This window comes from Sinobaca sp. TMA16-18, from assembly GCF_059510535.1.
Window position 1 is genome coordinate 88935 of record NZ_JCAKFM010000004.1, and the last position, 25693, is coordinate 114627.

28 protein-coding genes, 1 pseudogene and 1 riboswitch are annotated in these 25693 nt (G+C 44.4%); of the genes and pseudogenes, 13 read left to right on the plus strand and 16 right to left on the minus strand.

What is annotated here, in order from left to right; translation table 11 throughout:
• Positions 1-15 precede the first annotated feature (15 nt).
• Positions 16-336: a DUF2325 domain-containing protein gene (locus AC5W14_RS08860; RefSeq protein WP_496060387.1), complete on the minus strand. Its 321-nt coding sequence runs from the start codon at positions 334-336 to the stop codon at positions 16-18.
• 158 nt (positions 337-494) lie between these two features.
• Between AC5W14_RS08860 and AC5W14_RS08865 the strand changes: the two genes are divergently transcribed.
• Together AC5W14_RS08865 and AC5W14_RS08870 are read left to right on the plus strand one after the other, a co-directional pair.
• Positions 495-1001: a cupin domain-containing protein gene (locus AC5W14_RS08865; protein WP_496194161.1), complete on the plus strand. Its 507-nt coding sequence runs from the start codon at positions 495-497 to the stop codon at positions 999-1001.
• Between the two features lie 17 nt (positions 1002-1018).
• Entirely contained in the window at positions 1019-2026 is a 1008-nt protein-coding gene (locus AC5W14_RS08870) for an NADP-dependent oxidoreductase (RefSeq protein ID WP_496194162.1), read from the plus strand.
• A 199-nt stretch (positions 2027-2225) separates the two neighbouring features.
• On the opposite strand, the gene AC5W14_RS08875 is transcribed toward AC5W14_RS08870, so the two are convergent.
• From AC5W14_RS08875 to cshA, 7 genes are all read right to left on the minus strand, one after another.
• Entirely contained in the window at positions 2226-2768 is a 543-nt protein-coding gene (locus tag AC5W14_RS08875) for a 3-dehydroquinate synthase II (protein ID WP_496194163.1), read from the minus strand.
• A gap of 3 nt (positions 2769-2771) precedes the next feature.
• Complete coding sequence (locus tag AC5W14_RS08880) at positions 2772-3101, minus strand: winged helix-turn-helix transcriptional regulator (protein WP_496060383.1); 330 nt, start codon at positions 3099-3101, stop codon at positions 2772-2774.
• 122 nt (positions 3102-3223) lie between these two features.
• The gene (locus tag AC5W14_RS08885; protein ID WP_496194164.1) at positions 3224-4567 is read right to left on the minus strand and encodes an ATP-binding protein; all 1344 of its coding nucleotides are present in this window, start codon (positions 4565-4567) and stop codon (positions 3224-3226) included.
• Entirely contained in the window at positions 4557-5255 is a 699-nt protein-coding gene (locus AC5W14_RS08890) for a response regulator transcription factor (protein ID WP_496060381.1), read from the minus strand. The genes AC5W14_RS08885 and AC5W14_RS08890 overlap by 11 nt, the downstream gene beginning before the upstream one ends.
• A 115-nt stretch (positions 5256-5370) precedes the next feature.
• The gene (locus AC5W14_RS08895; protein ID WP_496060380.1) at positions 5371-6171 is read right to left on the minus strand and encodes a TerC family protein; all 801 of its coding nucleotides are present in this window, start codon (positions 6169-6171) and stop codon (positions 5371-5373) included.
• Positions 6172-6449: 278 nt separating this feature from the next.
• Positions 6450-8318, minus strand: coding sequence for an ABC-F family ATP-binding cassette domain-containing protein (locus AC5W14_RS08900; protein ID WP_496060379.1), 1869 nt, complete (start codon positions 8316-8318; stop codon positions 6450-6452).
• Positions 8319-8447: 129 nt separating this feature from the next.
• Complete coding sequence (gene cshA, locus AC5W14_RS08905; RefSeq protein WP_496194165.1) at positions 8448-9920, minus strand: degradosome RNA helicase CshA; 1473 nt, start codon at positions 9918-9920, stop codon at positions 8448-8450.
• A 274-nt stretch (positions 9921-10194) separates the two neighbouring features.
• Here cshA and AC5W14_RS08910 point away from each other — a divergent pair, with 274 nt between their 5' ends.
• Positions 10195-10419, plus strand: a complete 225-nt coding sequence (locus tag AC5W14_RS08910) for a hypothetical protein (RefSeq protein WP_496060377.1) — start codon at positions 10195-10197, stop codon at positions 10417-10419.
• Between the two features lie 25 nt (positions 10420-10444).
• Here the strand turns inward: AC5W14_RS08910 and AC5W14_RS08915 are convergent, their stop codons facing one another.
• On the minus strand, positions 10445-11578 hold the full coding sequence (locus AC5W14_RS08915) for a DEAD/DEAH box helicase (protein WP_496060376.1): 1134 nt from the start codon (positions 11576-11578) through the stop codon (positions 10445-10447).
• Between the two features lie 114 nt (positions 11579-11692).
• Positions 11693-12106, minus strand: a complete 414-nt coding sequence (locus tag AC5W14_RS08920) for an organic hydroperoxide resistance protein (protein WP_496060375.1) — start codon at positions 12104-12106, stop codon at positions 11693-11695.
• Positions 12107-12277: 171 nt separating this feature from the next.
• Between AC5W14_RS08920 and AC5W14_RS08925 the strand changes: the two genes are divergently transcribed.
• The 6 genes and pseudogenes from AC5W14_RS08925 to AC5W14_RS08950 all read left to right on the plus strand — a co-directional run bounded on the left by AC5W14_RS08925 (position 12278) and on the right by AC5W14_RS08950 (position 17091).
• Positions 12278-13408, plus strand: a complete 1131-nt coding sequence (locus tag AC5W14_RS08925; protein ID WP_496194166.1) for an NADH-dependent flavin oxidoreductase — start codon at positions 12278-12280, stop codon at positions 13406-13408.
• A 122-nt stretch (positions 13409-13530) separates the two neighbouring features.
• Positions 13531-13716, plus strand: a pseudogene (locus tag AC5W14_RS08930) (PAS domain-containing protein); the annotation flags it as partial.
• A gap of 370 nt (positions 13717-14086) precedes the next feature.
• On the plus strand, positions 14087-14287 hold the full coding sequence (locus AC5W14_RS08935; RefSeq protein WP_120193703.1) for a cold-shock protein: 201 nt from the start codon (positions 14087-14089) through the stop codon (positions 14285-14287).
• Between the two features lie 140 nt (positions 14288-14427).
• Positions 14428-15273, plus strand: a complete 846-nt coding sequence (locus tag AC5W14_RS08940) for an SDR family oxidoreductase (protein ID WP_496060372.1) — start codon at positions 14428-14430, stop codon at positions 15271-15273.
• 12 nt (positions 15274-15285) lie between these two features.
• Positions 15286-16353 carry a PQQ-dependent sugar dehydrogenase gene (locus tag AC5W14_RS08945; RefSeq protein ID WP_496060371.1) on the plus strand — a complete coding sequence of 356 codons (1068 nt, stop codon included), beginning with the start codon at positions 15286-15288 and terminating at the stop codon, positions 16351-16353.
• A gap of 21 nt (positions 16354-16374) precedes the next feature.
• Positions 16375-17091, plus strand: coding sequence for an NAD-dependent deacylase (locus AC5W14_RS08950; RefSeq protein ID WP_496060370.1), 717 nt, complete (start codon positions 16375-16377; stop codon positions 17089-17091).
• Here AC5W14_RS08950 and AC5W14_RS08955 read toward each other — a convergent pair.
• The gene (locus tag AC5W14_RS08955; RefSeq protein WP_496194167.1) at positions 17088-17993 is read right to left on the minus strand and encodes a cation diffusion facilitator family transporter; all 906 of its coding nucleotides are present in this window, start codon (positions 17991-17993) and stop codon (positions 17088-17090) included. The genes AC5W14_RS08950 and AC5W14_RS08955 overlap by 4 nt on opposite strands.
• 54 nt (positions 17994-18047) lie before the next feature.
• Positions 18048-18638: a TetR/AcrR family transcriptional regulator gene (locus AC5W14_RS08960; protein WP_496194320.1), complete on the minus strand. Its 591-nt coding sequence runs from the start codon at positions 18636-18638 to the stop codon at positions 18048-18050.
• A 109-nt stretch (positions 18639-18747) separates the two neighbouring features.
• Between AC5W14_RS08960 and AC5W14_RS08965 the strand changes: the two genes are divergently transcribed.
• Positions 18748-19311, plus strand: a complete 564-nt coding sequence (locus tag AC5W14_RS08965; protein ID WP_496194168.1) for a nitroreductase family protein — start codon at positions 18748-18750, stop codon at positions 19309-19311.
• A gap of 33 nt (positions 19312-19344) precedes the next feature.
• On the opposite strand, the gene AC5W14_RS08970 is transcribed toward AC5W14_RS08965, so the two are convergent.
• A complete protein-coding gene (locus tag AC5W14_RS08970) occupies positions 19345-20211 on the minus strand; it encodes an SDR family oxidoreductase (RefSeq protein ID WP_496060367.1) in 867 nt (288 codons plus the stop codon).
• 258 nt (positions 20212-20469) lie between these two features.
• Between AC5W14_RS08970 and AC5W14_RS08975 the strand changes: the two genes are divergently transcribed.
• Complete coding sequence (locus tag AC5W14_RS08975; RefSeq protein ID WP_496060366.1) at positions 20470-21354, plus strand: TetR family transcriptional regulator; 885 nt, start codon at positions 20470-20472, stop codon at positions 21352-21354.
• Between the two features lie 12 nt (positions 21355-21366).
• Positions 21367-22806: an MDR family MFS transporter gene (locus AC5W14_RS08980; RefSeq protein WP_496194169.1), complete on the plus strand. Its 1440-nt coding sequence runs from the start codon at positions 21367-21369 to the stop codon at positions 22804-22806.
• 21 nt (positions 22807-22827) lie between these two features.
• Here the strand turns inward: AC5W14_RS08980 and AC5W14_RS08985 are convergent, their stop codons facing one another.
• Positions 22828-23433 (minus strand): DNA-3-methyladenine glycosylase, encoded by a 606-nt coding sequence (locus tag AC5W14_RS08985; protein WP_496060364.1) that lies wholly within the window; start codon positions 23431-23433, stop codon positions 22828-22830.
• 160 nt (positions 23434-23593) lie between these two features.
• Between AC5W14_RS08985 and AC5W14_RS08990 the strand changes: the two genes are divergently transcribed.
• On the plus strand, positions 23594-23950 hold the full coding sequence (locus tag AC5W14_RS08990; RefSeq protein WP_496060363.1) for a helix-turn-helix domain-containing protein: 357 nt from the start codon (positions 23594-23596) through the stop codon (positions 23948-23950).
• Positions 23951-24082: 132 nt separating this feature from the next.
• Here the strand turns inward: AC5W14_RS08990 and sinI are convergent, their stop codons facing one another.
• Both sinI and AC5W14_RS09000 read right to left on the minus strand, forming a co-directional pair.
• Positions 24083-24193, minus strand: a complete 111-nt coding sequence (sinI, locus tag AC5W14_RS08995) for a DNA-binding anti-repressor SinI (RefSeq protein ID WP_496060362.1) — start codon at positions 24191-24193, stop codon at positions 24083-24085.
• 36 nt (positions 24194-24229) lie between these two features.
• A riboswitch (cyclic di-GMP riboswitch) is annotated at positions 24230-24315 on the minus strand.
• 179 nt (positions 24316-24494) lie between these two features.
• Positions 24495-25691, minus strand: coding sequence for a class I SAM-dependent rRNA methyltransferase (locus tag AC5W14_RS09000; protein ID WP_496060361.1), 1197 nt, complete (start codon positions 25689-25691; stop codon positions 24495-24497).
• Positions 25692-25693: the final 2 nt, after the last annotated feature.

Consider the following 25693-nt stretch of genomic DNA (forward strand, 5'->3'; position numbering starts at 1 on the left):
CGTTTCTGCCTCCTGTTATCTGGCTTTTTCCAGTAATGGACATTGTTCGCACACTTCATTACAGGCCGACAATGCTTTATAGATAGAACACCAGGAACGTTTTGCATAGCAGACAGGAATTTCTTTTTCCTTCGCCCGTTCTTTCAGCTTACTGCTCACATTATGATTTATAAAATCTGTCAGTACCAGTACGAGATCTATGTTTTCAGGTATTTCGCGGTGCACCATTTTTACTTTTCTTCCGCTTATATGCATAATGTCCGAAAATCCCAGCTCATTCAATCGATCCGGGATGGCACCCAGCTTGTCTGCTCCTACTATTAATAACGAATTCATCTGAAGCCCTCCCGTTCTCATTGAAAATCATTCTCATTTAATATAATGTAAGTGTATTGAAAATCATTCTCATTGTCAAATGTTTTTAATATTTAGAAAATCGGGAATAGATGCATATAAAAGCATTCACTCAATACAAATAGATATGGAGGTATAAAATGATTAATAAGCAGCCTGACAGCGTTCAAAGGCTATTTTTCGATGATAATGGAAAAATACCTAATAACCCGTCCCTTCCCGTACTTCTTTACTCTGTTAAAGAACACTACCTTTCCGAATTAGAACAGACTTTTCGACAGAATGGATGGATCAACGCCTGGTACGGAAGTGTATTTACGTATCATCATTTTCACAGTAACAGTCATGAAGTGCTGGCTGTCATTAGAGGAAACGCATCTCTTCATTTAGGGGGGCCGCAGGGAGAAGCGGTGCATGTTACGAGCGGGGACATTCTGCTGATTCCTGCAGGCGTCGGCCATCGACTGCTTGACTCTGATGATATCTTTCAAGTGATGGGTGCTTATCCGGACAGCCGGGAGATAGACCTTTATACTGGAGATGAAAACAATCATGAGGTAGTATGTAGAAATATTCACCATGCAGCGCTTCCTTCGCTTGATCCTTTTTACGGCGAAAGCGGCCCTCTGCAAAACTATTGGAAATAAAGGAGACATACTCTACTATGGCATCATCAGCACATTATCAAATACTGCTTGCAGAACGTCCAGAAGGCATCCCTACGAGAGATACCTTTCATTTTGACAGAGTCTCTACAGCTTCCCCGGAAGCAGGAGAAGTATTATTAAAAACACTTTATTTGTCCGTTGATCCCTACATGCGCGGACGAATGAATGAAGGCAAATCCTATATCCCGCCTTTTGAACTTCATGAGCCTATTGCCGGAGGCGGCATTGGAGAAGTTATAGAAAGCCGCTCTTCCTCTTTAAAAGAAGGGGATATTGTGATCGGAAACCTGACCTGGGAAGAATATTCTGTTGTTGCTGCGGATGCTGTCCGTAAAATTGATCCTTCCCTGGCTCCGGTTTCCACCCACTTAGGTATTCTCGGCATGCCCGGACTCACTGCTTATTTTGGAATTAATGACATCTGCCGGCCAAAGCAGGGAGAAACAGTCGTAGTATCCGGAGCAGCCGGTGCCGTTGGCTCTGCTGCTGGTCAAATTGCTAAAATTTATGGGGCACGCATTGTAGGAATTGCCGGTACGGATGAAAAAGTCCGCTACCTGAAAGAGGAGCTTCATTTTGATGAAGTGATTCAATACAATACAACAGAAGATATGACAGCCGCCCTGGAGAAAGCCTGCCCCGACGGTGTCGATGCGTATTTTGACAACGTAGGCGGCGCCATTTCCGAAGCGCTTTATCCCCTATTAAACAAATACGCCCGTATTGCCCAGTGCGGCGCTATTTCAACCTATAACTCCATCGGAGAAGATGTTGGGCCAAGAGTGCAGCAGTACCTTGTGAAAGCGAGCGCCCTGATGCAGGGATTCATCGTAGCCGATTTTTCCAGTCGTTTTCAGGAAGGCTCTGAGAAGTTAGCCGAATGGCTTGAGCAGGGCTCTATAACCTACCGTGAAAACATTGTAGAAGGCATCCAGCAGACCCCTGACGCCTTTATTGGTTTATTTAAAGGAGAGAACCTTGGAAAACAAATTGTAAAACTTTAAAATGCTACATGAAAAGGAGAAAAATAAACAGGGGGGACTCCTGCAGAACAGCCACAGGAGAAGATAAAGAGGCGTTTTCCCCTCTTTAGCTGAGGCATGGCCTGCGGAAAGCACCCCTGTAAAGGTTTTGTATAAAAATACCTATATTTTGTCTTTTTCAAAAGCCTGAAAAAGGAGAAACCCGCTGGGTTTCTCCTTTTTATTTTTCTTCTATATATTCTTCGATCTGTTCACCTAAGTGCCGGCCCGGCTCGTCTGCAAAGCCCTGTACTTTATCTCCTGGCTTTAAATCGATGACAGGTACTCTTTCCCCTGATTCTCTCATTAAACAGACGCTGTCTGCCTGCTGAAGTACAGCCGTTATTTTTTTATTCTCAATAAATCCGGATACGTGCAAAAGGGGACGATGTTCCCATTTAGCCCGTCCGACAATTTTCCGGGACCATTCGCTGCCGTCAAATACATCAACAGTATGACCGCCTTGTATTTCCGAGGCGTAAACCGTATTGTCGGTCTTCCGAATATAGTGGTGAATCCCCCCGGCATTGACCCGGAATACTCTAGGTGGATAGGTATCCGTTTCATTGTTTTCCGAAAGCACATGAAAGTAGCCGCTTCCCGTGCTGCCGATGAGAAGTCCTTCTGTTGGAGACAAGCAGTCTGCCATATCAATACAGACTCTTGTCCCGGCTCCTGCTTCTGTCACTTCTTGGATTGTGATAACTGCTTTGCCCTCAACCATTCATTACTTCACTTCTTCCTGTTTACGCTGTCGGTGCTTTCTTCCCCAGTCTTCCATATGGTGCAGCAGGTCTTTGATGGATTCGCCATACTCCGTTAAAGTATACTCCACCCGCGGAGGTACGACAGGATAAGACGTCCGCTTCACCAGTTCATCTCTTTCCAATTCCTTCAATTGCTTAATCAATGTCTGATGGTTGATACGCGGAAGCCGTTTTTTAATTTCATTGAACCGAAGTGTTGTCCCCATCAATTCCATTAAAATAACAGCTTTCCACTTTCCACAGACAACCTCCAGCGTTTCTTTTATGTCTTCAGGTGTTGTCTCATTCATTAATTTTCTCCCCAGTCTCATCATAGTCTTCTTCAGCAGGAATTATTCACCACATTAATATATAGTATTAATATCCTTTTTAAGGAACTTGTAAACCTTAGCTGAAGCGGGGAACACCGTTTTCACCAGTTCGGAAAATGGAAAATAAAAGCAGCACCTTCACCCGGTTCACTTTCTACCTTTATTTCGCCTCCAAGAACTTCGGACAAACGAAAAGCGATGGAGAGACCCAGTCCGGTTCCACCGGTTTTTCTGCTTCGGGCTTTATCCACCCGGTAAAATCGGTCAAAGATCTTGGCCTGTTCCTCTTTACTCAGCCCTTCTCCAAAATCGATCACTTTAATACAGGCTGTATCGCCGCCCTCCACTTCTATAACGACGTTTTCTTCACTGTATTTTAATGCATTATCCAGCAGAATATATAAAAGCTGCTTTAATTTTTCTTTATCGGTTACTACTTCTGTATCTTCTGTCTTTTTCACGACAATATCCCGCTCGTACGTTTTACTGAAAGCATGGGATGCTTCTTCTGCCAGATCAGACAGGTCTACTGTCTGTTTTTTTATTTCCCGCATGGATTCATCCCTGGCAAGCGTCAGCATCTGTTCTGTAATGCTTTTCATTCTCTCAGACTCTGACAGAATAGCATCAAGTGCTTCCTCGCGTACTTCAGGCTTTTCTTTTCCCCATCTTTTCAGAAGCCCCGCATAACTGGCAATAATGGAAAGCGGGGTTTTTAATTCGTGGGAGGCGTCGGATACAAATTGATTCTGTTTTTCAAAATTGCTCTCGAGCCGTTCCATCATATGATTAAACGTCTCTCCCATTTCATACAATTCATCTTTGGAATTCCCCTTCAGCGTAAGCTTTTTCAATTCCCCCCGCTGCTGGATATCTTTCATCGTACGAATTAGTTCAAGAATAGGACGCAGCAGCAAATTGCCGAGCAGCCGTCCGCCAATAACTGTCGGTATAATAATAAGCAAGGTGGCGATTAATAACGCAATCTGAAGAAACCTCATGTTTTCTTCAAGTGCCTGCATATGCTCTGTCACTTCAAGCGTCACAATACTCCCATCCTGCCAGATAATCGGTTTCTCCACAGCTGCAAACCTTTCGCCGTTCCCGGACTGAAAGGTTCGCTGGGATTCGCCGGCCGAATACTCCGCCGGGAGCTGACGGAAACGGTCTTCCGTTGTTTGAATAGAGAGCACTTCCTCCTGCCCGATAATCCGAATCATGCCGTTCGCCGGTAAAAACGCCTGCAGAAGCGCCTCCGATTCCGCTGTATTTCCTTCAGTGGAAAGCAGGGATTCTGTAATGGACTCGGATTGATTCTGCAGCCTCTCCACTTCTGCATTAACCGATAACCGGTCAAATAATAAATAAATAGATATATTGACAATAATGACGATAAGAAGCATCCAGATCGTTGCAAACAGCTGGATTTTTGTTTTAAGCTTCATGACTGCTTCCTTTGATAGAGTAACCGACTCCGCGGATCGTATGAATCAGCTGGATTGGAAATGGTTTATCCACTTTCTGCCGCAGATAGCGGATATACACATCCACTACGTTTGTGTCGCCAAAATAATCAAACCCCCATACCTGCTCAAGCAGCTGGTCTCTCGTCAGAACGATATTGTTGTTTTTCATCATATATGTGAGCAGATCAAACTCTCTGGGCGTCAGCTCTATACTGACTCCTGCCCGCAGCACTTCCCGGTTATCCAAGTTGACCTTTATATCTTCTACTTCTACTACATTATGTTTTTTTCCCTGAGTCCTGTTTTCTGCGTAACGCAGCTGTGCCCGGATTCTTGCGAGCAGTTCTTCAATCTGAAAAGGCTTGGTCATATAATCGTTAGCTCCAAGGTCGAGTCCGCTCACTTTATCGGGCGTCTGATCTCTTGCGGTAAGTAGAATAATCGGCGTTACGTTATTTTCCTTTCGAAAACGGCGTAGAATTTCCATCCCGTTTAAACTGGGAAGCATCACATCCAGCAGAATTAAGTCCCACTTCTTTTCTTTTGCCCGCTCCAGCCCTTCCAGCCCGTCGTGTATGATTTCTGTCTGGTATCCCTCATACTCCAATTCCAGGCTTGTTACCCGTGCAAGCTTTTCTTCGTCCTCTATAATTAGAATCTCCTGCATGCCGCGCCCCCTCTCTTCTCCTGTTCTTCTCTAGCTTATCCAATTTCTTATTAAAAAAAAAGACTGAATCCATTAGATTCAGTTAGAGTTTGAAAAATAAATTCCATTTTTATATTTATACAGACCGTTCTTTTCGCACCGGTTTTTCCTGAGGTACTCCTTTATCCTTGGACAGTATCCAGCCGGCGGCTCCGATACCGACCAGCACGATATAAAACGAAGCTTTCCAAAGAGTGGATTCGGCGAAATGTTCCGGCAGGATAGATAAAGCCGGATGAGAAAGAGTATGGACCACCAGCTTCACTCCGACCCAGCCAACGATAGCAAACGCAGCAATTTCCAGCCCCGGCCTTTTTTCGAGCAGCGTCACAAACCAGCCGGCTGCAAACCTCATAATTACGACCCCTATCAGCCCGCCTGTTAGAATCACAAGGAACTGCCCTCCATCCATCCCGCCTATCATCGGAAGGCTGGTACGGGGAAGAGTAACAGCCAGAGCAACTGCGGCCAGAATTGAATCCACCGCAAACGCGATATCTGCGATTTCCACTTTTGCTACGGTGCGCCAGAATCCTGCAGGATTTTCTGCATCATGTTCTGTCTTTTTCTCCACCGTGCTTTCCTTATGAAACCATAATTTTCGGACAATATGGTTGATTGCGATAAATAACAAATATAGGGCACCAATTGCCTGCACCTGCCACACATCAATTAATAACGAAATAATAAACAAAGAGGCAAAACGAAAAATAAACGCCCCGGCCAGTCCATAGAACAATGCTTTTTTTCTTTTTTCCGGCGGAAGCCTTTTAACCATAACGGCCAGGACAAGCGCATTATCTGCAGCAAGGACCCCTTCAAGCAGTATGAGAACGAGCAGCACCCATCCGTATTCCATCAGCAGACTAAGTTCCATGTTTATCTTCTCCTTTTCCAAGATAAACCCGGTACCCTGCAGCGATAGTTATTCTGTGCAAAAGCACAAAAAACCTTCACCACGGAGGCGGTGAAGGCATGAAAAAGCCTTTACCCGTCTCATAGGTAAAGGTCTCGCAAACAGCATAAAAGCTGCCAATAAAACCGGGGATTGCTCCCGTCCTGACGATTTTATTGAAAAAGCTACTCCCCTTTTTCCAAAGGATATCAAGTTATTTCTTATAATGTACTCCTCACTGCCGGTATTGTCAATCTTATTTATTCCGGGTTCATTTTCGTGGAGAGTTCTTCCCAGCGCTCAAACAGATACTCTGTCTGTTCCTCCAGCTTCTGCTTTTCTTCCATCCACTTCTGAATATTTTCGAAATCACTGCCGGCTGCATCTATCTTTTTCTGGATTTCTCCGCTCTGTTCTTCTGCTTCCAGAATATCCTCTTCAATAGATTCCCATTCTTTCTTTTCGTTATAGGATAATTTGACTGCTTTCTTTTTTTCCGGAAGTTTTTTTGCTGCAGAGACCGCTACCGATTTTTCTGCCTGCTCCGTTAAAAAGTCGGAATAACTTCCCTGAAACCGTTTGACTGTCGACGTACTGTCGAAAATAAGCAGGTAATCCACAACCCGGTCCAAAAAATAACGGTCGTGGGATACAGTAATGACGCAGCCGGAAAAAGCAGCCAGGTATTCTTCCAAAATCCCAAGCGTCTGGGTATCAAGGTCGTTGGTCGGCTCATCCAGCATTAATACGTTTGGTTCCGTCATTAAAATACTCAGTAAATAAAGCCTCCGTTTTTCTCCTCCGGATAAACGGCTGATATAGTTCCACTGCACGGTTCGGTTGAATAAAAACCGCTCCAGCATTTGTTCAGCGGTAACACTCTGGCCGTCTTCTGTCTGCACTACTTCCGCAATGCTTCTAATATATTCGATAACCCGCTTGGATTCATCCAGTTCCTCATGGTTTTGCGTATAGTATCCTATTTTGACTGTTGTACCTGTATCCACTACTCCACTATCCGGCTGTTCCCGTCCTGCCATTATATTAAGGAGCGTTGATTTCCCGCTTCCGTTTTCTCCGATAATGCCTATTCTGCTGCCCGGCTGCACGAGCAGATTAAAGGAGTCCAGCAGCTGCCGGCCGGGAAACGCCTTCGAGATATTCTCGAGTTCCATCACCTTTTTTCCTAACCGCTGTGATCCTACAGCAAAAGAAAGCTCTTCTTTTGAGGTGTGCTGCATCGTTTCTTTTGTATGATGAATCCGCTGCACTCTTGCTTTTTGTTTCGTGCCGCGTGCTTTAGGTCCTCTTCGCAGCCATTCGAGTTCACGTCTCATCGTATTCTGAAGCTTTGTATTTCTGTTTTCTTCGTTTGCTTCGCGTTCCGCCTTTTTTTCCAGGTACATTTCGTAGTTGCCGCTGTATTCGTAAAGGTTTCCTTTATCGAGTTCAAATACACGGTTGGTTACGCGATTCAGAAAGTACCGATCATGCGTAACGACAATAAGCGCACCCGGAAAAGTGGCCAGGTATTTTTCCAGCCATTCGATTGACTGATGATCCAAATGGTTCGTCGGCTCATCCAGAATCAGCAGGTCCCCCGGCTGAATTAAAGCTTTTGCCATTGCGACACGCTTTTTCTGGCCGCCGGAAAGATCTTTTGTCTTTTTTAAAAATTCAGTAATGCCAAGCTTTGTCAGTACTTGTTTAGCAAGTGTGCTCGCCTCCCAGGCATCTTCTTCTTCGATCCGCTGCTGTACAGCTATCATACGCTCCTGGATCTTCGCGTCGCCGGGAGCTTTTTCAAGCTCGGCTTGTACTTTTTCATATTCCCGCATCGTTTTCATTTTTTTAGAGGCACCAAAGTATATTTCATCGAGTACCGTGGCCTCTCCGTCCAATACAGGTTCCTGGGGAAGGAACGCCTGCTCAAAGGAATTAGCATGATACACTATGCCCTCTTCTGGACTTTCTATACCGGACAGGACTTTCAACAGCGTTGATTTGCCTGTTCCGTTTACTCCAATTAATCCGATTCTATCCTGGGGCTCAATAGAAAAGGAAATCCGGTCAAATATTGTTTTTTCACCATATGATTTATACAGGTCTTCCACTCGAATAATACTCATCACGCATTCCTGCCTTTCTCTTTCTGCCGTGCTATTATATCATACGCCCGCGTATTTTCTCACCTGCTGCAGCGTGTCAGCCGGCTCTATCCATACAAAAAAACCGCCCGAAGGCGGTTTGTTTTTGTTTTATGAGTTTGCAGGACGTTTTGGATTTCTTCTTGTTCTTGCATAACTCTCTTTACGCTGCGTTGACTTGCCGTAAGGTTTCTTACCGCCGCCTGCGCCGCGGGGGCCATCGTTTCTCTTACGGTAGTTACCGCCGCCGCCTTGTTTTTTAGAGCGGAGTGGTGCTTCTTCCGTCAGCTTGACTGTTGCTTTTTCAGCTTCTTTTGTATTGACCTTAAGGGCCGCTGCTACGAGCGTTACCGCATCGTATTCACTAAGAAGATTTTCAGCCGGGCCTCTAAGAGCGTCCAGTCTTTCTCCTTTTGCTGCTTTTTCAAGATCTTCTACAGCCTGATGAACGCGTCCTTCCATTGCGTCTTCAAAGGTAGGAAGCTCTTCTCTGATCATTTTCGCTTTTGTTGTATCTTCAATATACTTCAAATGGCTTTTTTCTTTTGGCGTTACAAAGCTGTAAGCCAAACCATTCTTACCGGCACGGCCGGTACGGCCGATACGGTGAACGTAGCTTTCCGGATCCTGCGGCAGGTCAAAGTTGTAAACGTGCGTTACGCCCGTTACATCAAGCCCTCTTGCTGCAACGTCTGTTGCGACAAGTATATCAATAGTAGATTTTTTAAATTTGCGGATTACTTTATCGCGCTTTTCCTGCTTCAGGTCTCCGTGGATACCTTCTGCAGCATAGCCGCGCTGGGAAAGAGCTTCAGCAAGCTCGTCTACTCTTCTTTTTGTCCGGCCGAAAACGATAGCCAGATCAGGAGGAGTAATATCAAGCTGATGGCAAAGCGTGTCAAACTTCTGCTTTTCCGGTACTTCGATATAACGCTGCTCGATGTTGGAAACCGTCAAGCCTTTGCTTTTTACTTTAATGGATTCTGGATCTTTCATAAACTTGCTCGTTACTGTTCTCAATCTTGTAGGCATAGTTGCTGAGAACAACAATGTTTGACGGTCTTCCGGTGTTTCACTGAGAATTGTTTCAATGTCTTCAACAAATCCCATGCTGAGCATTTCGTCCGCTTCATCCAATACAACCATTCTCATCGTGTTGGGACGGATTGTTTTTCTTCTCATATGGTCCATGAAACGACCTGGAGTTCCTACGATAATCTGCGGGGATCTTTTCAACGCTTTAATCTGGCGTGAAATATCCTGTCCGCCGTAAATCGCAAGGGACCAGATGCCTGCGTACTTGCCCAGGCGGTTGATCTCTTCAGATACCTGAATAGCTAATTCTCTTGTAGGAGCAAGAATTAAGCCCTGTGGTGCTTTTTCTTCTTTATTCATGTTTTCAATAAGCGGAATACCAAATGCTGCTGTTTTACCTGTTCCTGTTTGTGCCTGGCCGATGATATCCTTGCCTGCTTTCAGCTTAGGAATAACCTCTGATTGGATAGGTGTTGCTTCTTCAAATCCCATAGCCTCAACGGCTTTTAAGATTTCCGGGTTGATATTTAGTTCTTTAAACAAAGTCAATAAAATAATCTCCTTTATATTTCATATTTCTTATTATTTCCGCAACAAAATAGTGTGGCAGATACTTTTACTTTGAAAGTTCGCTTAACTAGTTCATTCCATAACCTTAATATTATACCATATTTATTGATCTTAAAACATCATTTTCATTAATATTTTTTTACAATCATTAAAATACAGTAACATTATCTTTATATATGGCAGATTGATTTACTCCATTATTAGGTATAAAATAAGGGCAGTTCCTAAAACTATTTTTTAAGGGGGCCCTGGAATGAATAAGCCTTATGCTTACATCTTTGATGAAAAAATTCAGCAGGTAACCGCCGGAACATCAGCCGATATTGAAATAATTGCCAATAACCGCCGGAATATCCATTACTTCGCTTCACAGCACGAGATGGCTGAAGCCGTGAAACATTACTACCATAAAGAATGTATCATTACGCTGGCTACCCACTTGAACACTTTTGAAAAAGAATTGTTTGATACTGTTTAAAAGCCGTTCCTTCGGGGGCGGTTTTTTATGCTTCCACTAATTCCCCGCCTCGGATCGCAGCTTTTACCGCGTGAACATCCGCCTCTTTTGCAATGCGCTTAAAGATGGATTCTTCCCGGGGAGTACATAGGGTAATCACAAGACCTTCTCTTCCCATCCGTCCTGTTCTTCCGGCACGGTGGGTATACTGTTCTTTTGTAAAGGGAAGATCAAGTGAAATAACGCAGGGCAGTTCCTCAATATCCAGCCCCCGTGCTGCAACGTCTGATGCAAGAAGCAGCCTGATCTCTTCATTTCTGAACGCTTTTAATGACTTTTCCCGTTCTTCCTTGGAGCTCTGCGCATGAAGCGTCCTCGAAGACCAGTTTCTGTAGTTCATTTTCCCGGAAGCTTCTTCCAGTTTATCCGCGTTGTTAACGAAAACGATTGCCTGCTTTCCAACGGCGTTTACAATTTTTCTCATCTGATCGATTTTATCCCGCTCATCAGACACAATGTACAAGTGGGTAATTCTATCTTTTTCTTCCTGCGTAAATTCAACACTGAATAATTGATAAGGCTCCATTGTCCGTTCGGCGAATGCCCGGACTTCTTTTGTTACGGTAGCCGATGTGTAAACCAGCTGGGTTTCCCGCTTCACATCTTTAAGCAGTGACTGCATATATTTCGTATTTTCTTTTTGCAGCAGTTGATCCGTTTCATCCGCAATAAACGTCTGCAGCGCGTGCAGCTTCAATTTCTTTCTGCTTTTCAGCTCATCCAGCCTTCCGGGTGTGCCTACGACCACATGAACGGTTTTCTTGAGCTTGTCGAGCTGACGCTGGATATTGGCTCCGCCGATAAATGCTGCGGATTTAATTCCGGATCCCTGCGTCCATATTTTCACCTGCTCTGCTACCTGCATCGCCAGTTCTCTCGTTGGTACGACAATCAGAACCTGCGTTTGTTTAACAGATTCATCTATTTTATGAAGAGACGGCAGCAGATACGCTACTGTCTTTCCTGTACCGGTCGGGGAATGAAACAATGCGTTTTCGCCGTTTAACAATGGCGGAATTACTTTTTCCTGGATAGGGGTCCATTCTGTATAACTGCTTTTCTCCCAGTTATCTTGTATATAAGAAGGGAACGCATCCAATGCCGGACTTTCGTTGTTCATGTAATATCTCCTTTTACGCTTATCTATTCAGTAATATCTAGTTTAGCATAAAATAATATAGATTTAGAGATAAAAAAAAGAACGGCCGCTGATGCAGCCGTTCTTTTTACTCTATTATTCCGCTTTTGTAGTAATTGTTACGTCAATATTTCCTCTTGTTGCTTTGGAATATGGGCAGAACTGATGAGCTTTTTCCGTTAATTCTTCCGCTTCCTGCTGGGAAACACCGGAGATATTAACCGTCAGCTCTACGCTGATTTTAAAGCCATTGTCTGCTTCGTCTTTATTTAAACTAACAGCTGCTGTTGTTTCTGAAGTAATATTCTTTTTTTCATTTTTGGCCATCAGGTTCAATGCCCCGTCGTAGCATGCGGAATAACCTGCTGCAAAAAGCTGCTCAGGATTTGAGCCTTTTTCCGAACCGGATCCCGGCTGTACCAAATTCACATCTATAAGTCCATCGTCCGATTTAACGTGGCCTTCACGACCGCCTTGTGCTGTTGCATAAGAAGTAAATATTGTTTCCATTATAAATTCCTCCTTAGTTAGTAGCAGCATTTCTACTGCTGTGAAATTCTAGCCATTACTTAATTTACCCCGCCTGTTGAATCATCAAACATCCATAAGCTAATTTAGTTGCTTTAGTTATTAATCATTATCTAGAATATACTTTGTAACTTAAATAGAGGAGGACATGATATGACTGCATCACATAACTATTCATTTTTACAAACATTCACTCTCCCCGGCGAACTGGAACTTAAAAACCGGGTCTTCCTGGCTCCGATGACCAATTTTGCATCTATGCCAAACGGCGAGGTCAGTGATGAAGAAATAGCTTATTACGAAAGACGATCCGGCGGTGCTTCTGTTGTTGTAACAGCCTGCGCAAATGTCACAGAAGACGGCAAAGGCTTTAAAGATGAAATAGGCGTCCACCACGACGATTTAATTCCAGGACTTACAAGACTTGCTGATGCCATCAAAGCAAAGGGTTCCAAAGCGGTTCTGCAGATTTTTCACGGAGGAAGAATGTGCCCGCCCGAGCTTGTCCCTGACAATATGCCGGTGAGCGCAAGCGCGGTAGCACCTGTCCGTGAAAACGCAGTGACGCCGAGAGCGTTGGAAAAAGACGAAATCATTCATATTATTCACAGCTTTGGCGAAGCAACAAGAAGAGCCGCTGAGGCCGGATTTGACGGGGTAGAAATCCACGGAGCCAACACGTATTTGATTCAGCAGTTCTTTTCCCCACATTCTAATAGAAGAGAAGACGAATGGGGAGGCAGTTTTGAAAACCGTACCAGATTTCCTCTGGCTGTCACTGAGGCGGTACTGGAAGCAGCTAAAACCCATGCAGATGATTCATTTATTGTCGGCTACCGCCTTTCTCCTGAAGAAGCAGAGAATCCAGGTATCACAATGGAAGATACGTTGACTCTTTCTGAAATACTGGCTTCACAGACGCTCGATTACATTCATGTTTCTGTGCAGAATTTCTGGTCGGGTTCTATGAGAAATGAACACGATACTGCTTCCCGGGTGTCGCTCATTCAGGAAAAGATCGGCTCGCGTATTCCTGTTATTGGAGTAGGTTCTCTTCACACACCAGAAGAGGCGGAAAAAGCAATGGCTTCCGGCGTTCCGCTTATTGCTCTTGGCCGGGAATTCATTATGGAGCCGGACTGGATTGAAAAAGCAGCGGACGGACAAGAGGATGCGATTCAAACAACGCTTTCCGTTAACGACCAAAGAAAACTTGTCATTCCTGATGCCCTCTGGCAGGCTATTATCAATACGCCGGGATGGTTTCCGGTAACAGATAAATAACACCTTAGACTCCTTTACCGGCTCTGCTGCCGGAAAGGAGTTTTTTTCTATGCATTCATAAAAAAATGATACTATTATGAACAGAAAAAAAGCTACTACATAATAAAGGAGCCCTTCACAACATGGGTAGTCATTTCCCTATTGATCTGCCCGCAGCTTCCATCCTTCTTGAAGCGATAGACCACACCCGGGCAGGTGTTATTGTTTCCGATCCGGCACTTAAAGACAACCCGATCATTTATACAAACCAGGGGTTTATGCAGATGACCGGATACAGCTATGAAGATATTCTTGGAAAAAACTGCCGTTCGTTCAAAAGAAGTTCATGCCAGCCTTAATTCTTTTACAGCATTTAAAACGGTAAAAGACGCTGTAAACTATAAACAAAAAAATAATTAAATTTTTTTCGCTTTTTCATCATTTTCCTAAAAACCGGCGAAACTACTATTCTGAAAGCATTTACAACTTTTATATTTCTTTATTTATTCGTATAAAAAGCTGATCATGCAGAAAATATGATTAATTTATCCATCAGGTGGTTGCAAAATCTAAAAATCGATGGTATTCTAAAGTAGCTATTTTGTCCGGTACAACTATTAACAAATAGGGTATCGGTTTGCAAGATAAGTAATACTATTAGTGCGCAACAGATTATTACGCACGCAGGAGGAACATCACATGGAACAAGGTACAGTTAAATGGTTTAACGCAGAAAAAGGTTTTGGCTTCATCGAGCGCGAAGGTGCAGACGACGTATTCGTACACTTCTCCGCAATTCAGGAAGAAGGCTTCAAAACACTTGAAGAAGGCCAGCAAGTTAACTTCGAGATCGTTGAAGGCGACCGTGGACCACAAGCAGCTAACGTAACTAAAGCATAATTAGCCGACACCAATGAAAAACCATAATGAAAAGAGCTTCCCTTCGGGGGAGCTCTTTTTTGCATTCTTTGCCTCCTTCCCTTTTGTTTCCGCCCGGCTCATATTGGGAATAAGCAAGGTATACAAAGGAGGCAGTACATATGAATGGGAAACGGGTATTAATTACCGGTGGAAACACCGGTATGGGTCTTGCTTCTGCCAAGGCGCTTGCTAAAAAAGGGGCTCACGTTATTATTACATCAAGAAATAATGAACGGGGTATAAATGCTATTCGCGAAATTAACAACTACAGCGGCTGCTCTTCTGCGGAAATGATGATCTGTGACCTGGCTTCTTTGGAAAGCATCCGTTCTTTTTGTCAGGCTTTCACCTCCCGGTGGCACTCGCTCGATGTTTTAATCAATAACGCCGGCGTGATCGAGACAAAAAGAAAAGAAACGGCCGATGGTTTTGAAAAAACGATCGGCGTTAACCACTTAGGTCCTTTTTTATTAACGAATCTGCTTCTTGACGTAGTAAAAGCCGCGCCGCAGGGGCGGATCATTATGGTCTCTTCCGGTGCCCATAAATGGGGCCGCATGGATTTTGAAGACCCTCATTTCACAAAAGAATACAGCATCTGGAAAGCATACGGCCAATCGAAACTCGCAAATATTTTATTCGCCCTTTCTCTCGATCAGCGTCTTTCCAATACACCGGTCACCATCAACAGCCTTCACCCCGGCGCCGTCAGCACCAGTCTTGGCGTAAACCGGGAAACTGGATTTGGCAGAGGCATTCATGCTCTTCTCCGCCCTTTCTTTCAGACGTCGGAAGAAGGAGCTGCAACTGCCGTTCACCTCGCTTCTTCTCCTGAAGCAGCTTCGGTTTCTGGCAAATATTTTGAAAACATGCAGCCGATCGTTCCTTCCAACACGGCTCTCGATCGTGATCTTGCGGAAGATTTGTGGAAATGGAGCGAAAAAGAAATCATTAGTGCCAACTAAGGAGGTTTTTTTATGTATAAGAAACCATTATTTTTTCTGGGCAGCGTCTCCCTGCTGCTCACAGCCTGCGGCAACGAGGAAACCGATAACAGTTCAGAAAATAGTGCCGACAGCTCGGCCTCAGCAATTACGATCGCTGAAAACCTTGATGTCCCCTGGGCAATCCAGCCGCATGCGGACGGATTTTTCGTCAGCGAACGACCGGGAACCATTGCATGGATTGATGAAAACGGCAGCGTCACAAGAACCGAACCGGACTTATCGGATGACGTCGCTGCAGAAGGCGAAGGCGGGCTTCTCGGCTTTGTACTTGACCCTGAGTTTGACGATACTAACCAGACGGCCTATGCCTACTATACGTATGAATCCGATAATGGCCTGGCCAACCGTATCGTCTCTCTGGAACGCTCAGGCGATGAGTGGACCGAGAACGAAGTGCTCCTCGACGGAATACCCGGAGCTTCCATTCATAATGGCGGTCGGCTGGAAATTGGTCCGGATGGCATGCTTTACGCCACCACCGGTGACGCAGACGTTGAAGACAGCTCTCAGGATCCCGACAATCTGGCAGGGAGCATTCTGCGAATGGATACGGATGGGATGATTCCTGAAGATAACCCTATGGAGAGTTCGTACGTATACTCCTACGGGCACCGTAACCCGCAGGGGCTGGCCTGGAACGAGGAAGGCATCATGTACAGCTCGGAGCACGGTTCTTCTGCCGAAGATGAAATCAACCAGATTCAGGCAGGAGAAAACTACGGCTGGCCGGAAATCACCGGTGACGAACAGGACGATACGATGCAGAGTCCTCTCTTTCACTCCGGCAGCGATACATGGGCACCTTCCGGTATGGATGCGGACGACAACGGGGATTTATTTGTAACCGGCCTCCGCGGCACACAGCTGATGCGATTTAATATAGAATCAGAAGAAATGACTGTCATTTACAGCGGAGAAGGCAGGCTTCGTGATGTGTGGGCAGAAGAAGACCGCCTGTATATCGTAACGAATAACGGTGATGGACGGGGCAACCCATCCGATAACGATGATCGCCTTATTGAACTGACGGACTATTAAATAAAAGGAGCTGTTGGAAATATGAAGAACATAGCGGATTTACTAAAAGCCTCTTCTTATACTACTGTAATGACAGGAGCCGGTATGTCCACAGAAAGCGGGCTCCCGGATTTCCGGTCCCAGCAGGGACTCTGGCAGAAGTATGACCCCGTGAAAATGGCCAGCACTGAGGCTATGCACAACAACCGCTCTTCGTTTGTTTCCTTTTATCAGAAACGAATCGAAGCTCTGCAGAGCGTATCTCCAAATGACGGGCATATTCTCCTGTCGGAATGGGAGCGTACCGGCTTTGTCCAGCAGATTATCACGCAAAACGTAGACAACCTCCATCAAAAAGCAGGAAGCCGTTCTGTATCTGAACTCCATGGGTCTCTGGCATCGCTCCGCTGTAATGACTGCGGAACCCGTGAAGATACGTCTCTTTATGTAAAGGCAGAAACAGCCTGCCCTTCCTGCGGCGGACTGCTCCGCCCTGATATTGTTCTATTTGGGGAAATGCTTCCTTCCAAGGCATTGGAACAAGCAGAGAAAGCCGCTCTGCAATCAGATCTTTTTATCGTACTGGGAACAAGCCTCACCGTAGCGCCGGCTTCTTATTTTCCTGAAGATGCAAAACAAAACGGTGCCTCCCTGGTTATAATCAATGAAAGCGAAACAGAACTGGACCATTTGGCGGACCATCTGTTTACCGGTCATACAATTTCAGAAACGATCCGTTCAATCCATTCCTACCTTTAAATAGCCCAGTACTTATCTGCCGTAAAAGTGATGGTTACCCACTTTCCCATGTCCACCTGCTTTATGCCCGCCTCGAAATCCCTGCGGAGAATATCCATTTCCTTTACGTTCTGAATGTCGGACGTATCGTCAATAATATAATCAATATCAATATACAACGTCTGCCCTACTTTGGTTGTTCTTACAATCATATCCTGCATGTTGTACTTCACTAATAACTCTTCTGCTTTCGCATGAATAAGAGCTGCTATGTCCGGTGCCGGGACCATTCGAATTAATTCTCTTCCATTACTGCGAAGAAGCCGGTACGGCATTTTTAAAAAATACAAGCCGATCACAAGTACCATCAATGGATCCACGTAAGGTATCACAGTTTGAAAACCGGCGGCCTGCAGGATAAAAGCCAGCAGAAATCCTGCCAGCACTCCCGCACTCAGCAGGGTATCCATCAGCCACTGGGCTGATTCTGCCTGGAGAAAAGAGGAACTCTCCCCTGCCTCCCTGCCCCGGATCACACCATATACCCCGCCGCATAGAATCGTACTTATTACGGCATACACAAGAGCGCTGCCGAGCGCAATTTCTCTTCCACCGTTCCATAACGCGTAAATAGAAGAAGCGATAGCACCTATACATAAGAGGGTAATTACTAAAGCTTTAAATGAAACAATGAGCGGCTCGATCGATTCTTTTCCGTATTGAAACTGCTTAAGGTTTTCTTTTTTCATAAAATAATAGGCGCTGATCGACATAAAGGAAAGTCCGAGGCTGATGAGGGAATACAGTCCGTCAAACAGTATCATCTGGGAGGCAGCAGAGATGCCCCAAATGATACCCATAACAGAAAATAATAAAGCCCCCGTCACAGATAAACGAAGCAGCGTTGATTCTTGTAATTTCACGATTAACTCTTCTCCTTTAATGAATGAATGTCAGTCATTTTGACTGCCAGGAATTTATTTCAACCCCTGGGTAATAAATAATTTAAGCTCTTCCCGATATTCCGTACTGCCATCATAGTGTTCATCAAATAAATACACCTGTTCCGCTGACTCTTCCATGACGCCGATCAGCATCTTGGAAGTAATCCTTACCCGGATACCCGGACGAATTTCTTTTTTCCGGATGGCACCTTCAAGAAGCTCGTCCATCCAGCGGTAATAAGGTTCATAAATTTTTTCCCATTCCTGCAGGGCCCCTGATAAAGAAAGACCCGAGTAGCATAAGGCGAGTACATCTTTATATTCCGCAGTAATTTCAAATGTAGCATCTACAATAGCTGCTATTTTCTCTTCAAACGTCTGACCTGCAGTAATTTTTTCTTCCATAATTGTTAAAATATCATCAAGCAGCTTTTCTGCTATCGCAGGAATTAATGCATATTTTGAAGGGAAATATAAATAAAAGGTCCCCTGGGCTATTCCGGCCTGCTTAACAATATCGGCTACTTTTGTTTTTTCGAGTCCCTGCTCGGAGAATACGTTGATGGCACTTTGCAGGATCCGTTCTCTTTTTGTGGTGTCTATAATGTATCCCTCCTGAAAAATGAATGACTATCAGTCATTTCTAATTGTAACATGTTATCTTTTGTTCTTCCAGTCCGTTTATGCTACGATTAATGAAAATGGTTCTCAGTTAAGAAAGGATGACTTTCCCATGATTCAAACGCAGCGTAAAGACCTTGCCGGTATTATTACAGAAAGACGATCCATCAACTCTTTTTCGGATGAGCCAGTATCCGAAGAAATGATTATCGACCTGCTGGAAACAGCAAAGTGGGCACCGGACCACGGCGTACGGGAACCGTGGCGCTTTATTCTCTGTCTCGAAAATGGAAAGGAAAATCTGCTGGAGGCAATGCTTGCTTACAACAGCCAGTGCAAAAAGCAAAAAAATCCTGATAAAATACGCGCAAAAATAATGGGACCTTCCGCTCATCTGCTTGTCATCAATGCTGCCGAAAAAAACCGCAAAAAATGGGAGGAAAATTTCGGCGCTTCCAGTGCACTTATCCAAAACTTTCAGCTTTGTGCCTGGGAACAGGGAATCGGCATGATCTGGAAAACCGGCGGCTATGTTGACAGTGATGTATTCAAGGAAGCGATGCACATTGATACTGAAGAAACGATTGTCGGGCTTATGCAGATAGGTTATCCGGATCATATACCTGCTGCTAAGCCAAGAACTTCCGTGCTGAATAAAATAACGACATTAAAATAAAAAAACTCCCGGCCACGGCCGGGAGTTTTGCTGTTACGAGGACATAAAGTCGCCGCCGTTAATATGAATACACTGGCCGGTCATGTAGGAAGATTCATCAGACGCAAGCAGTACGTACGCTCCTACGTGCTCAGAAGGCTGTCCGGGACGTCCCATCGGGGTGTCTGTTCCAAACTTTTCCACCGACTCTCCGTCAAATGTAGAAGGAATTAACGGCGTCCAGATCGGGCCCGGGGCTACCATGTTAACTCGTATCCCTTTATCGACCAGGCTTCCTGCCATACTTCTTGTAAAACCAACAATCGCTCCTTTTGTTGCGGTGTAATCAATCAGAACAGGATTTCCTCTGTATGGATTAATGGATGTCGTGTTGATAATCGAGCTTCCATTTTTTAAATGCGGAACAGCAAATTTAGTTACATGGAAAACAGAATAGAAGTTTGTCCGGAATACTTTGTCGAGCTGTTCAAACGAAATATCCTGAATGTCGTTCTGCGGATATTGAATAGCTGCATTATTTACTACGATGTCCAGCTTCCCCAGTTCACTGACTGTTTTCTCCACAATATCTTTGCAGACACTCTCTTCCGATACATCTCCTGGAAGCAGTACTGCTTTTACACCCTCCTGCTCTACCAGGCGTTTTGTTTCTTCCGCATCATCGTGCTCATTGTAATAGCTGATTGCTATATGCGCACCCTCTTTGGCATAAGCCATTGCCACAGCACGACCAATGCCGCTGTCTCCTCCTGTAATAAGAGCAACTCTGTCTTTAAGCTTTTCTGCTCCTTTATACTGATCCGGCTGGACCGGATGGGGATCCATTTTCGATTCTACACCCGGCTGTTCCGGCTGTGTCTGATTCGGCTGTCCTTCTGTCTGTCTTTTCGAGATGTCCATATATATCCTCCTGCTTGATTTTATTTAAATGACTTGCTGGCAATACTCCTCCTCTTCCCCCTCCTCTTCTTTTAAAACACAAACCAGCCAATTTCTTCATTATTTATCCAAAAAATGGATCAAAATACACATGTATATTTATTTCGGAAACTGAAACATTATTCTTGACTTTGTCTATTGGGTTCGATAAGATAAATCATGGCAAAAAACTTGAACGTTTTATAGAAACCAATCAGTTTTAAGGAGAAGAATGAATTTATGATCGAAGAGAAAAAGCAGTTCATACTCACTAAAAGCATGCATTTATTTTCAGAAAGAGGCTTTTATAAAACATCGGTTCAGGATATAGCTGAAGCGTGCCGTATGTCCAAAGCCTCTATTTATAAGTATTTTGAAAACAAAGAGGATATTCTCTTAAATATTGCTACACACAACCGTGATCAAATGATTGCCAGGTCGGAAGCAATCCAGATGGATACTTCGCTTACACCCAGAGAAGCGTTTAAAGCAAAAGTAATGGAGGAAATCCGCGGGTTTATCGGCAAGCGGGAATTCATTTATATGCTCCAGCAGGCAAAACCCCAGCAGTCACGCAGAGTTAATGAGCTGATGAATCAAAGCTACGGCATTCTGCTGAACTGGCACAAAAACATGCTTCTGGAAGGATTCGGAAGTGATGTTCAGGCGAATATCTGGGATCTGACTATTTTATTTAAAGGCTTTACCCGGGAGATCACGCTTCTTTTAGATAAGAAAAAAGAAGAGCATGTCGACTACGAAGCAATAGCAGAGTTCGTTGCCTCCAGCATTGAAGCAGTCATTGCTTCCCGGAAATCGAAAGAGCCGTTGTTTACTTCTGCGTATATGGCTCCCTTTATAGAAGAAGCAGAAAAAGAACAGCACCAGCCTTTTGAAAAAAGATGGAACAACAGCCTGCTTGAACTTCAGGCTGCCATTAAAACAAAACTGCCGGAGGAAAAGCACGAATACTTTCAGCAGGCTGTCCGGCAGCTGAAAGAAGAAATGGTTCGAACGAATGTAAATACGATTATTGTGGATGCGCTTTTCACTCACTTACGTCAGCAGAGCGAAATTGAAAAAGAGACCATCCATGCTGAGCGTATTTACCGCTCAGAGCACTAGGAGGAAAGGGAAATGACAGATACTACAACCGGAAAAGAAATTAACACAAGAATTATTGTATCTATTTTAATTACAGGCGCTTTCATCGCGGTGCTGAACCAGACACTTCTGGCCACCGCCATTCCAACCATTATGGGAGATTTAAATATTAATGCATCCCAGGCCCAGTGGCTTACTACTGTATTCCTGCTTGTTAACGGTATTATGATCCCCATTACAGCTTTTTTAATTGAAACGTTCACGACCCGGCGCCTTTTTATGGCTGCTATGGGGCTGTTTGCTATTGGTACCCTTATTGCCGCTGTGTCGCCTGCATTCAGCATCCTCATCGTCGGACGTATCGTGCAGGCCATGGGGGCAGGAATTATGATGCCGCTTATGCAGACCGTGTTTCTGCTTATTTTCCCTATAGACAAACGCGGAGCCGCTATGGGGCTTGTCGGTATGGTTATATCATTTGCACCCGCCATCGGCCCTACTTTATCAGGCTTAATTGTTGATAACTATTCATGGCGCCTGCTTTTTTATATTATTTTTCCTATTGCCATGATCAATTTAATTGTGGCCTATTTTAAGATGACAGACGTTACGACATTAAAGCACCCGAAAATGGACAGCCTTTCCATTATTTTATCCACCTTCGGCTTCGGAGGCCTGCTTTACGGATTTAGTACAGCGGGTTCAAGCGGCTGGGGGGCACCGGTTGTCACCATCACCTTAGCCATAGGGGTTGTCTCCCTCGTAGCCTTTATTACGCGGCAGCTTAAACTGCCTACCCCTATTCTTGAATTCAGGGTATTTAAAAACCCAATATTCACTTTAACTACCGTTATTACGATGATTGTTTTTACAGCTATGATCGGGGCGGCTACTATACTTCCTTTGTACATTCAGGACGCCAGAGGGTTCACCGCCCTGCAATCCGGGCTTATTCTCATGCCGGGCGCTATAGTGATGGGAATCTGTTCTCCTATTACCGGCCGTATTTTTGACAAGGTCGGGGCAAGATGGCTGGGCCTTATCGGCATGGCATCACTTGTCGGAGGTACGATTCCATTTATCTATTTTGACAACATGACTTCGTTAACCGCTATAGCTACGCTGCATGCATTCCGCATGCTTGGCATGGCCATGGTCATGATGCCGATGACTACCGCAGGCCTTAATCAGCTGTCGGAGGATTTAATTCCCCACGGCACCGCCATGACGAATACGATGCGTCAGGTGGCAGGCTCCATCGGCACGGCTGTCCTGATTACTATTATGAGCAGTGTTGCGGCAGGCTCTGCTTCTGCTCCATCGACTGCACTGATCGAAGGCGTCAATACGGCCTTTCTCGTTACCGCCGTGATTTCTCTATTGGGACTTGTCTTATCCTTTTTTATTAAAGGAAATAAGAAACCAAGCGAGGCCTTCCAGCCGGCGTCCGAAAAAGGAAACTCCCCTTCATAGAATAAAAAAGCCAGACACTCCTCATGGAGTGTCTGGCTTTTTTCTGCTTTTTGAGACATATGGACTACTTGAATCCCAAAACCTCCACGGATAGTCTACTGCTTCTCCGCTGTTGTCAATGCCAACCCGCGGTCCCGCTTCAATATTTCCCGGTATTCTGCCTTCCAGCAGATAGACAGAGGTGTCATCACAGCAGTGCCTGCCATAATCCTCCATCGAGATTCCTAGCGCTTTGGTTAGTTTTCCGGGACCATTGGTCCATTCCAATTCCCTGCGACCGCTTCTGCGGCTTTCCATCAGGTCCTGTCCGGATAAGGGCTCGACCGCTCTAATCAAAACGGCCTCCGGGCTGTTTTCCGGCGCGGATACAATGTTAAACAAACAATGGGTATGCATCGTGTACGTGTATACATGCCCCGGGGAAGCAAACATAATTTCTGTTCGTTTTGTACGTCTGGCTTTGTAACTGTGGGCAGCCCGGTCTTCCGGGCCTATATAGGCTTCCGTTTCCACAATTCTGCCTGTCGTTCTGCCCTCCGGTGTTTCTTTTACAAGCGTCTGTCCAAGCAAAGCTCTGGATAATTCCAGGGTCGGCAGATGGAAAAATTCTTTATCAAGGCGTTTCAATAGATTTCCTCCTCTATATTAGGGATAAAATAACCGAAAATAGTTACTTCGACTCATGATTAGAACAATATAAAGAACTATAATGTTCTATATAACGTATATCTATTTATTCATTTATTTATTTATGCATTCATTTTCTTATAGGGAGGGTAAACCGTACATGATTGGTGAAAACATACGAAGGTACCGAAAACAAAAAAGAATGACATTATCTGATTTAGCCTCGTCAACCGGTATCTCCAAATCGTATTTGAGTTACATTGAAAGAGGAATTAAACACAATCCCTCTATTGATGTGCTTGAAAAGATTACAGAAGCACTTGAAATTAATATTTCCAGCATAATTACAGATTCCCCTGCTCCCGCTTCGAAAGACGGGGTAATTGACGAAGAATGGCAGGCCTTGATCCATGAAGCGATACAAGCGGGTATCAGCAAAAAGCAGTTTCGTGATTTTCAAAAGTTTATCCGCTATGAGAAATGGACGTCATTCGAAAAAGATAAGAATGCCAACTAGTTTCTCCAGGACATACAAAGAGCATGTTAAAACAATAACCTTGTTTTAACATGCTCTTTACGTGTAGTAAACGGTTAAAAGATAGCAACACTCTTTTCTATCATTACATACTACTTTTTTGTCTGGTATTTATTAATGCTTTACTGCTTGAAAAAATTCCAGGATCTCTTTTTTTGTCATACCTGCTGTTTTAGCTTCGCGTATTAATACCATCCAGTCGTAATCCAGTTCTTTTGTTTCCAATATTTCCAACCTCCCAAGCCTTTATAGGATCTCTCCCCAGGCAGTTCAGCCATCTTAGCATATAGCGCCTTAGACCTGTAACTTTGCGTAATCACTTTTCAATGAACTTGCCTTTATCTGAAGGTTGATTTTAATATCTTATCACCAACAAGCTGTCAGGTAAAACGATCTGTTTCGAAAACCTCTATTTTCTTATTACATTTTGATCTATACCCCATTTCAAAGTGAGGAAAACGCAAAAACGTTCTCCCGAAGAAGAACGTTCAGCTGCCGAAGGTACTTTTACCGTCAACCTGATGCGTTATTTTGTTATTTCTATAAATACAACCTTTAAATAATCGCCCTCTTTGTAAGAAGCTGTATAAGGATGATCATCGGGAAGACGGACGCGCTCTGTGACGTTTTGTTTTACTTCTGCTTTCGTACACGCTTTATCAATTTGCTTTTGGAAAGCTTTCATTCCAAAACCTCCAAAATTCGTTGAAGCGATGATCGTACCCCCATCTTTAATGATAGATATCGCATCAACGAGAAGGGAAGTATAATCCTTAGCTGCAGAAAACGTGCGTTTCTTCGTTCTTGCAAAGCTTGGGGGATCGAGCACAATGACGTCATACGTAATATTTTTCTTTTTAGCATAATCAAAGTAGGCAAATACATCCATCACCCGTATTTCCTGATCCTCACTTATAATTTCATTCAGCTCAAAATTCTCACGAACGCGTGTCTTGCTTCTGTTTGCTACATCAACATCCACTGTTTTGGCAGCACCCCCGGAATGAGCGGCAACAGAAAAAGCACCGGTGTAGGAAAAAGTGTTCAGAACCGTCTTTCCGGCTGAATATTCATCGCGCAGCCGCTTTCTTGCGTCACGCTGGTCGAGAAAGATGCCGACCATTGCTCCATCATTTAAGTACACGGCAAAGGTCATCCCATTTTCTTTAATATGAAGCGGAGCAGGAGCTTCTTTTCCTTTTACAAAATCGTCGCCTTCTATATACTGGCCCTGCTGCTGAAAACGCCTTTTTTCGTACAAGCCTTCATAAGCAGTCACGGCTTCAAGCGCGCGGATAATAAGAGAACGAAATGCATAGATGCCTGCACTGTACCACTGCAGCAGATAATAGCCGTTAAAATAATCAATTGTTAATCCGCCGATGCCGTCTCCCTCACCGTTAAACACTCGAAAAGCAGTCGTGGATTCATCTTCAAAAAAAGCTTTTCTTCTCTGCAGAGCCGCACTCAGTTTTCCAGTAAAGAACTGCTGGTCAATGGCTTCTTCTTTTTTCTGCGTAAGAATCCAGCCGATACCTTTATTCTGCAGGCCGTAGTATGCTTTTGCGATAAACTGGCCCTGCGGGGTCATTAAATCAAAAACGGTTCCTTCTTCCGAAAGTTTTTCCCGTTTATTTACCATGTCTTCATGGATTAAAGGGTACCCTTTCTGAAACGTTTCAACGGCTTGCTTTGAAGCAGAAATCTTCATTATTTCAGTCATAT